This is a genomic window from Mesorhizobium sp. Root554, from assembly GCF_001427025.1.
Classification (GTDB): domain Bacteria; phylum Pseudomonadota; class Alphaproteobacteria; order Rhizobiales; family Rhizobiaceae; genus Mesorhizobium.
Genome location: NZ_LMGA01000001.1, coordinates 1,493,456 through 1,501,942 on the forward strand (window position 1 = coordinate 1,493,456; position 8,487 = coordinate 1,501,942).

The window sequence follows — 8,487 nt, forward strand, 5'->3', positions numbered from 1 at the left end:
CTTCACTGTCCGGTTACTTGATCTTGGCGACGCCGCCGGAAATCTCGATCGTTTCGGAGCCGGTCAAGGCTTCAAGGTCGCCATTGGGCAGCGTCACGAAGCAGCCGCCCGAGCAGAACTGCACGGTTTCCCCGCCTGCCAGGTTGAGTTCGCTTTTCGAACCGCCTTCCGTGACGATCAGGGTGCGCGTTTCCGAATCCCGGTTCACGGCGCTGGCGCCGAAAGCGGAGCCGGCCGCTGCGAGAAAGGCGACGGCGGCGATGAGGGACTTCCACATTGCGATCTCGGTGTTTCCACCGCCTCTGTTGCACTGAGCAAGGCATTCCCGCTCTTGCCGACCAGTCTATAGAGGAAGCAATGTGAACCGCAACTGAATGCCTCATTCATGCCGCAATTGGTTTTGGCAGGGGTGGACAGCGGCGTCAGTTGGGGTCCGGCTTGCGCGGCCGCTTCGGCCGCTTTTTCTCGTATTCCTCTGTCGCCTCTGCCTTGATGCGCGTTTCTTCGGCGAAATCGGCTTCGATCTTGTCGTCGTCGGTCGGCCAGGGCGCATGTTTCTCGACCGTCGCGCGCGGTGTCGAGGGTATCTCGATGTTTTCCTTGGCAAACGCATCGATGATGGCGAAACGGATGTCGTTCTGCACGATGCTGCCGTTCAGGATATCGGCGAGGAAGACGCGAATCTCGAATTCCAGCGCCGCGGTGCCGAAATTGACGAACTGCACGAACGGCTCTGGGTTCTTAAGCACCAGCGGATGACCCCGCGCGATCTCCAGCAGCACTTCGTGCGCACGCTTGATGTCGCTGCCATAGGCCGCGCCGACCTTGATCTCGACGCGTCCCAGCTTGTTGCGATGCGTCCAGTTCCCGACCGCCCCATTGATAAGGTTCGAGTTCGGCAGGATCACCGACTGGCGCTGGAACGTCTCGATCTCGGTTGCGCGCACGCTGATCTTCTTGACGGTGCCACTGACGTCGCCGGCGACGATCCAGTCGCCGACCTTGAATGGCCGTTCGGCCAGAAGGATCAGGCCCGAAACGAAATTGGACACGACATTCTGCAGGCCGAAACCGATGCCGAGGGAGAGCGCGCCGGCGACCAGTGCGAGGTTCGAAAGATCGATGCCTGCGGCCGAGATGCCGACCAGCCCGGCGACGGCGACGCCGGCATAGCCGACGATCAGCCGGATGGAATTGCGCACGCCGGTATCGACACGGCCCCGCGCCATGACGGAATCGTCGAGCCAGCCCTGGAACCAGCGCGTGACGAAATAGCCGATGACGAAGACGACGATGCCGGTCAGGATCCCGGTGATCGAGATGGTGACCGAGCCGATCGTCAGCCCGGTCGCCAGCTTGTAGCCCCAGGCCTGGATATCGCCGAACTGGAAGCCCCACATGAACAGGATGAGCGGCAGGAACACCAGCACGATCAGAAGGTTGATGCCGATGCTGACAGCCAGCCCGAACTGATCCAGCGTCGTTTCGTCCAGGTTCGACTTTTGTCCCAGCCAGGCACCGGCGGATGAGGAACCGAAACCGCCTTCCGCGCCGATGGCGCGCGCCGACAGGAAGCCGATATAGGCGGTGACCAGGATCGTGCCGGTAACCACCACCTGCAAGGAGACGAAGAGTGCCAGGCCGATATAGCCGAACAGCGCCGCACCGATGGTGAACAGCCCCAGCGCATAGGCGCAATAGCGAAGCCATCTCGGCCACGGCCGCCAGTCGCCTGTATGCGAGCGAAACGGGCGGACCGACCCCATCAGGATAAGCAGCACGCCGACGATGATTGTCGCGATGAAGCTGCGGGCAATAGTGAGCGAAAGCGGCGATCCCATCTGGTCGTTGACGACGGCCAGGAAATTGTTGATGCCGATGACCACCGCCATCGCCGTCGCCAGATGCACCAGCCAGCGCGCCGGCGCGGATTCGACCGGTATCAGCCGCCAGTTCGGCAGGCCGGGCGAAAGCGCCGCGTTGGCCAGCCGGTTGACGCAGAAGATGATGGCGGTCACCGCCATGAAAGTGCGCAGGAAAATGCCGATATCGCCGCGCAGCACACCGTAATAATCGAAGAAGAAGAAAGTTGCGACGAAGAACACCGCAAGCGCCGCGGTCGGCAGCAGCGTCGACCAGAACGCCACGGAAAGGCGCCCCAGATAGGAAGGCTCGATCACGTTCGGATCGGCCACGAAAAGCCGGCCGAACAGCCGCCGCCCGCCGATCATCAGTACGGCCGCGGCCGTCAGCGCCAGCAACGTCGCCACCAGCATCGCCTGGAACTTGAATTTCAGGGCAAATGAAAGCCACGACGAGACGGCGTTGAAGAAGCTGTCCGCTTCCTTGCCGGCGTCGGAGATCACCTCGCCGCTCAGCGCGTCGGTAAGCACGTAGCGCTTCGTCAGCAGATTGCGGAACAGCTCGCTTCGCAATGTGCCGATCTTTTCGATCAGCCCGTTGATTCGCAGCGACAGGCTTTCCGCATTGGCGAGAACGACGTTGATCTGCGCCTTTTCGGATTTAAGCGCGTTCCGTTCATCGGTGACGATGTCCGCCTCTGCCGCCTCGTCCTCAGGCGGCGGATTGCCCAGTTGCTCGAGCCGGCCGTTGATTTCCGAAAGCCGCGGACGGAAAGCAAGCGCGCTCTTGAGCGCCTTGCGCGACAAGTCTTCGAGTTGAAGACGGATCTCGACAAGCGCGCCGTCGTCCTCCGCCTTGTCCCGAATCTGCGTCTCGAAACCGTCGGTTTTCTTGGTCAGCGCCTGCAGGACGGCCTGCTGGTCCGCGACAAGCCCGGTCGGCGCCTGCTGCTGGACGCCCTGCGCCACGCCGGTGCCCGGCCCGGCAACCACCAAAGGTGCCGCTGCCAGCAGAAGAACGACAAGAATGCGAATCCATCGCAGAAACATAAACGGGCGACTCGCGAGCAGACTGGATGCCGAAAAATTGCGCCATTGATAGAGAGGCTCGTCCGGCCGGGCAAGCCGCGTCACGCAACCGAATATGAGGTCGGCCTTTCGAAAGGCGGTGGCGCAATATTGGCTTTGACGGTGCGGCCTGCTCTATAGTCTGCTTCGGCACGCAACGGAAAATCATCGGCATGGCGGAATATTCGGCCCTCGCGCTGCTCAAGAACGCGCTGACGGGCAACAAGGACTGGAAACCGGCATGGCGCAAGCCGGAGCCCAAGGCCGCCTATGACGTCATCGTCATCGGCGGCGGCGGACACGGGCTTTCCACCGCCTACTATCTTGCCAAGGAGCATGGCGTCACCAATGTCGCGGTGCTGGAGAAGGGCTATCTCGGCTCCGGCAATGTCGGCCGCAACACCACGGCGGTGCGCTCGAACTATCTCCTGCCACCGAATACGCGCTTTTACGAGCATTCGATGAAACTGTGGGAGAACCTGTCCCACGACCTAAACTACAATGTGATGTTCTCGCAGCGCGGCGTCCTCAACCTCGCCCATTCGCCGGCGCAGTTGGACGACTATGCCCGGCGTGGCAATTCCATGCGCCATCAGGGCGTCGATGCCGAACTGCTGTCGGTGGCTGAGATCTCCCGGCTGATCCCGGTCATGGACACGTCGAAGGCGACCCGTTTCCCCGTCTATGGCGGGCTGATGCAGCCGCGCGCCGGCACCGCCCGGCACGATGCGGTCGCCTGGGGCTATGCGCGTGGCGCGGACAGGCGGGGCGTCGATATCGTCGAGAACTGCGAAGTGACCGGCTTCCTGCGCGATGGCGACCGTATAACCGGCGTCACGACCTCGCGCGGCGAGATACGCGCGAAGAAGGTCGCGGTGGCGGTGGCCGGCTCCACCGGCCGCGTCATGCAGCTCGCGGGCATCGACCGGCTGCCGATCGAAAGCCATGTTCTGCAGGCCTTCGTGACGGAATCGCTGAAGCCGGTGCTGGATACCGTCGTCACCTTCGGCATGGGCCACTTCTACGTCTCCCAGTCCGACAAGGGCGGGCTGGTCTATGGCGGCGACATCGACGGCTACAACAGCTACGCGCAGCGCGGCAACCTGCCGATCGTGCAGGAAGTCATGGCCGAGATGCTGGCGCTTTTCCCGAGCCTCGCCGGCGTGCGGCTGCTGCGCTCCTGGGGCGGCGTCTGCGACATGTCGATGGACGGTTCGCCCATCATCACAACCGGCCCCCTGCCCGGCATGTACCTGAATTGCGGCTGGTGCTACGGCGGCTTCAAGGCGACGCCGGCCTCCGGCTTCTGCTTCGCCCACACCATCGCCCGCGACGAACCGCACGAACTCAACGCCGCCTTCACGCTCGACCGCTTCCACCGCGGCATCCTGATCGACGAAAAAGGCCAGGGGGCAACCCCGCGGTTGCATTAGACCATGACCCCGAAAAGTGGAGACCGGTTTCGGACAAGATCATGGTCAAACAAAAGATGACAAGATGCTGATCACCTGCCCCTATTGCGGCGCGCGCGACGTGTCCGAATTCACCTATCAGGGCGATGGCAACCGTCAGCGTCCCGCGCCCAATTCACAGGACCTCGATGCCTGGAACGACTATGTCTACGACCGGCTGAACCCTGCCGGCGACCACAACGAAATCTGGCAGCATTCCGGCGGCTGCCGCACCCACATCCGGGTTGTGCGCAACACGCTGACTCATGAAATTTCCGCTGTCCAGCCGGTTCGCCCCGAGACGAAACCGAGCCCCGTCAAGCCGGCAGGCCGGCGCGGAGCCCGGCCATGACTTCCCGCCGCACCGAGACCGGCGGGCGCATCGACCGCTTCCGCACCATTCGCTTCACCTTCGACGGCGCGTCCTATACCGGCCATCCCGGCGACACGCTGGCATCGGCCCTGCTGGCGAGCGGCGTTTCGCTGTTCGGACGCTCGTTCAAATACCATCGCCCGCGCGGTGTGCTGACCGCCGGCGTCGATGAGCCGAACGCGCTCGTCACCGTGTTGCGCGGCGATGTCCGGGAGCCGAACGTTCCCGCGACCATGGTCGAAATCCATGACGGGCTGGTCGCCGAAAGCCAGAACCGCTTTCCGTCGCTGAGCTGGGATATCGGCGCGCTCAACCAGCTTGCCGGCAAGCTGATCTCGGCCGGCTTCTACTACAAGACCTTCATGGGTCCCGTGATCGGCCCGCTGCAAGGCACGCGATTCTGGATGTTCTGCGAGCATTTCATCCGCCGCGCCGCCGGGCTCGGCCGCGCAGGAAAGGCGCCGGACACCGCGCGCTACGAGAACATGAACGCGTTCTGCGACGTGCTCGTCGTTGGCTCCGGCCCTGCCGGGCTGATGGCGGCAAGGACTGCCGCCGAGGCCGGCAAGCGCGTCATCCTGGCCGAACTTGACCCCGTTCTGGGCGGCTCGGCCAACTGGTCCGGCGAGACGATCGGCGAGGTGCCGGCGGCCGACTGGGCGGCCGAGGCCATTCGCGATCTGCAGGAATTCGACAGCGTCCGGCTGCTGCCGCGCACCACCGTATGGGGCTACTACGACGGCAATTCGCTCGTCGCGCTCGAACGCGTCGGCGATCACAAGGAACGGTTCGCCACCGACGAGCCGCGCCACCGGCAGTGGACGATCCGCGCCGGCTCGGTGGTGCTCGCCACCGGCGCGCTGGAACGGCCGCTGGTGTTTCCAGGCAATGACAGGCCGGGCGTCATGCTGGCGAGCGCCGCCAAACGCTACGCCAATGAATTCGGCGTGCTGCCCGGCGACAAGGTCGCCGTCTTTACCAACAACGACACCGCCTATGGCGCGGCGCTGGCGCTGAAGAACGCCGGCGCACGCACAGTCCTCATCGTGGATGTGCGGGCGGACGTTTCCGCTGACATGCGCGCCATCGCCAACGAGCTCGAAGCGGAGCTGCTGACTGGCCATGCGGTCGTCGCCACCGAGGGCGGCAAGGCGTTGTCCGGCGTCACCGTCCAGCCTTTCCAGGCTGCGACCGGCACAGCGTCGGGCGAAGCGCGCAACATCCACGCCGACGGCCTGCTCGTTTCGGGCGGCTGGTCACCCGCGATCCATCTGGCCAGCCAGGCGGGTGCCAGACCGGAATGGGATGACGGATTGCAGGCATTCCTGCCGCCACAACCGACGCGGAAATGGACCGGCGCCGGCGCCTTCAACGGCGCATTTTCGACCGCCGAATCGATCGCGCAGGGTGTCGCCGCCGGCATGGCCGTGTCCGGCGGCGGCGGCCAGCGCTTCGAGCCACCGGCGGTGGTAACGGTTGCGGGCGACCCGAAACCCGCGCCGGTTCTGGAAATCCGCGCCGATGGCAAGAGCTTTGTCGATTTCCAGCACGACGTGACCGCTGATGACGTGCGCCTCGCCCACCGCGAGGGCTTTGTCTCGGTCGAGCACCTCAAGCGCTACACCACGCTCGGCATGGCGACCGACCAGGGCAAGACGTCGAACGTGCCCGGCCTCGCCATCATGGCGGCGGCGCTCGGCAAATCGATCCCCGAGGTCGGCACCACCCGCTTCCGCCCGCCTTTTGCCGGCGTCTCGCTGGGCTCGCTGGCTGCCGAACGCTTCGGCGACCTCAGGCCTGAGCGGCTGACACCGATGCATGACTGGCATGTCGAACACGGCGCGACCATGTATTCGGCCGGGCTTTGGCACCGCCCGCAAATCTACGGCGACCCCGGCGAGACCATCGAGCAGGCGTATGTGCGCGAGACAAGGGCAACGCGCGGCAGCGCCGGCATCGTCGATGTCTCGACGCTGGGCAAGATCGCCGTGCAGGGTCCGGACGCGGCGGAATTCCTCGACCGCGTCTACACCAACATGTTCTCTACCCTGCCCGTCGGCAAGGCGCGCTACGGCCTGATGCTGCGCGAGGACGGCATCGCTTTCGACGACGGCACCACCTGGCGGCTCGGCGAGCGCGATTTCCTCATGACCACCACCACCGCCAACGCCGGCAAGGTGATGCAGCATCTGGAGTATTTTCTCGATGTGATCTGGCCGGACCTGAAGGTGGCCGTCACCTCGGTAACCGACCAGTGGGCGGGCGCGGCCATCGGTGGGCCGAACGCGCGAAAAATCCTGCAAAGCGTCGTCACCGGCACCCCGGTCGACGATACCGCCCTGCCCTTCATGGGCATCGTCCATGGCGAGATCGACGGCGTGCCGGTGATGATCTGCCGCCTGTCCTTCTCCGGCGAAATGGCCTTCGAGGTCTATTGTGGCGCCGACTGGGGAACGCATGTCTGGGAAGCGCTGATGCAGGCCGGCAAGCCGTATGGCCTCGTGCCTTATGGACTGGAGGCGCTCGGCACGATGCGCATCGAAAAAGGCCATGTCACCGGCGCCGAGATCGACGGCCGCACCACGGCGCGCGATCTCCATCTCGGCTGGATGCTGTCGAAGAAGAAGCCTTTCATCGGCTCGGCGATGATGGACCGCGAAGGCCTGATCGCCAGCGACCGTCTGCAGCTTGTGGGTATCGTTGCCCTGGACAATCGCCCACTGAGCGGCGGCGCGCACATTGTCGAGGAACTGCACGAGGGGAACCCGCACGGCTCGATCGGCTACCTCACCGCCTGCTGCTATTCGCCGTCGCTCGGCAAGTACATCGCGCTGGCCCTGCTGGAAGGCGGCAAGGCGCGCCACGGCAAGCGCGCCTTCGTCTCGGATCCGCTGCGCAAACGCTTCGGCCCGGTCGAGATCGTCAGCCACCACTTCTTCGATCCCGAAGGGACGCGCATGCATGGCTAGCCGAATTGGAGTTGAACGCCTGTCGCCGCTGGAGCCGGTCTACCGATCCGGCTCGCATGGCCGTTTCGAGGATGGCGTCGAGGTTGCCCTGTCCGAAATCCGCCCCGGCTCCATTGTCCAGGTCACCGCGTGGCCGGGCGAGGAACAGAGTGCCGCCGCCGCCATCCGCGCGGTGACCGGCCTGAATATGCCCGATGGACCGGGCGGTGGCGTGGTCGCCTCGGATCAGCATGCCTTCGGCATTGCGCCGGGAAAATTCATCGTCACGGTTGAAAGCGAGGGCCTGGTTGCCGCGCTGGTGAATGCCATTCCACCGGCGATGGGTGCGGTGACAGACCTTTCGCACGGCCGCACCATTATCCGCATCGAGGGGCCGAAAGCGGAATGGGTACTGGCGAAGTTCTTCGCCATCGATTTCGCGCTGCCAGCCTTTCCGCTCGGCGCCGGGCGCTCGACGTCGCATCACGACATCTTCGCCCAGATCCAGCGCACCGGCGCCGACCGGTTCGATATCTGCGTCTTCCGCTCCTTCGCGCGGTCGTTCTGGAAGGCGCTATGCCACGCCAGCGCGGAGGTAGGTTACGAGGTGCAGTAAAAGGAGCGGCAATCGGCAATCGGCAATCGGCAATCGGCAATCGGCAATCGGCAATCGGCAATCGAAGTTGCATCTGTCAACACAGAAGAGAGCGCAAGGACAAGGTCTGCCTACTGCCTACTGCCTACTGCCTACTGCCTACTGCCTACTGCCTACTGCCTACTGCCTA

General features: G+C 64.4%; 6 protein-coding genes. 4 read left to right on the plus strand and 2 right to left on the minus strand.

The genetic code is table 11. The features are described 5' to 3' along the window. Positions 1-13 precede the first annotated feature (13 nt). Entirely contained in the window at positions 14-277 is a 264-nt protein-coding gene (locus ASD44_RS07190) for a hypothetical protein (RefSeq protein WP_056110211.1), read from the minus strand. A 145-nt stretch (positions 278-422) separates the two neighbouring features. Further along, a complete protein-coding gene (locus ASD44_RS07195) occupies positions 423-2,912 on the minus strand; it encodes a mechanosensitive ion channel family protein (protein ID WP_056110213.1) in 2,490 nt (829 codons plus the stop codon). Positions 2,913-3,103: 191 nt separating this feature from the next. Between ASD44_RS07195 and ASD44_RS07200 the strand changes: the two genes are divergently transcribed. The 4 genes from ASD44_RS07200 to ASD44_RS07215 all read left to right on the plus strand — a co-directional run bounded on the left by ASD44_RS07200 (position 3,104) and on the right by ASD44_RS07215 (position 8,318). After that, the gene (locus ASD44_RS07200) at positions 3,104-4,363 is read left to right on the plus strand and encodes a sarcosine oxidase subunit beta family protein (protein ID WP_056110214.1); all 1,260 of its coding nucleotides are present in this window, start codon (positions 3,104-3,106) and stop codon (positions 4,361-4,363) included. 64 nt (positions 4,364-4,427) lie between these two features. Continuing rightward, positions 4,428-4,733 carry a sarcosine oxidase subunit delta gene (locus ASD44_RS07205; RefSeq protein WP_082542403.1) on the plus strand — a complete coding sequence of 102 codons (306 nt, stop codon included), beginning with the start codon at positions 4,428-4,430 and terminating at the stop codon, positions 4,731-4,733. Continuing rightward, positions 4,730-7,723 (plus strand): sarcosine oxidase subunit alpha family protein, encoded by a 2,994-nt coding sequence (locus tag ASD44_RS07210; protein ID WP_056110216.1) that lies wholly within the window; start codon positions 4,730-4,732, stop codon positions 7,721-7,723. Before ASD44_RS07205 ends, ASD44_RS07210 begins: the two co-directional genes overlap by 4 nt. Continuing rightward, positions 7,716-8,318: a sarcosine oxidase subunit gamma gene (locus tag ASD44_RS07215; RefSeq protein ID WP_056110218.1), complete on the plus strand. Its 603-nt coding sequence runs from the start codon at positions 7,716-7,718 to the stop codon at positions 8,316-8,318. Before ASD44_RS07210 ends, ASD44_RS07215 begins: the two co-directional genes overlap by 8 nt. Positions 8,319-8,487 lie beyond the last annotated feature (169 nt).

What these genes read in the sequence shown, in the direction of transcription:
- ASD44_RS07190 (WP_056110211.1), bottom strand. Translation starts at nt 277, where the DNA reads ATGTGGAAGTCCCTCATCGCCGCCGTCGCCTTTCTCGCAGCGGCCGGC.
- ASD44_RS07195 (WP_056110213.1), bottom strand. Translation starts at nt 2,912, where the DNA reads ATGTTTCTGCGATGGATTCGCATTCTTGTCGTTCTTCTGCTGGCAGCG.
- ASD44_RS07200 (WP_056110214.1), top strand. Translation starts at nt 3,104, where the DNA reads ATGGCGGAATATTCGGCCCTCGCGCTGCTCAAGAACGCGCTGACGGGC.
- ASD44_RS07205 (WP_082542403.1), top strand. Translation starts at nt 4,428, where the DNA reads ATGCTGATCACCTGCCCCTATTGCGGCGCGCGCGACGTGTCCGAATTC.
- ASD44_RS07210 (WP_056110216.1), top strand. Translation starts at nt 4,730, where the DNA reads ATGACTTCCCGCCGCACCGAGACCGGCGGGCGCATCGACCGCTTCCGC.
- ASD44_RS07215 (WP_056110218.1), top strand. Translation starts at nt 7,716, where the DNA reads ATGGCTAGCCGAATTGGAGTTGAACGCCTGTCGCCGCTGGAGCCGGTC.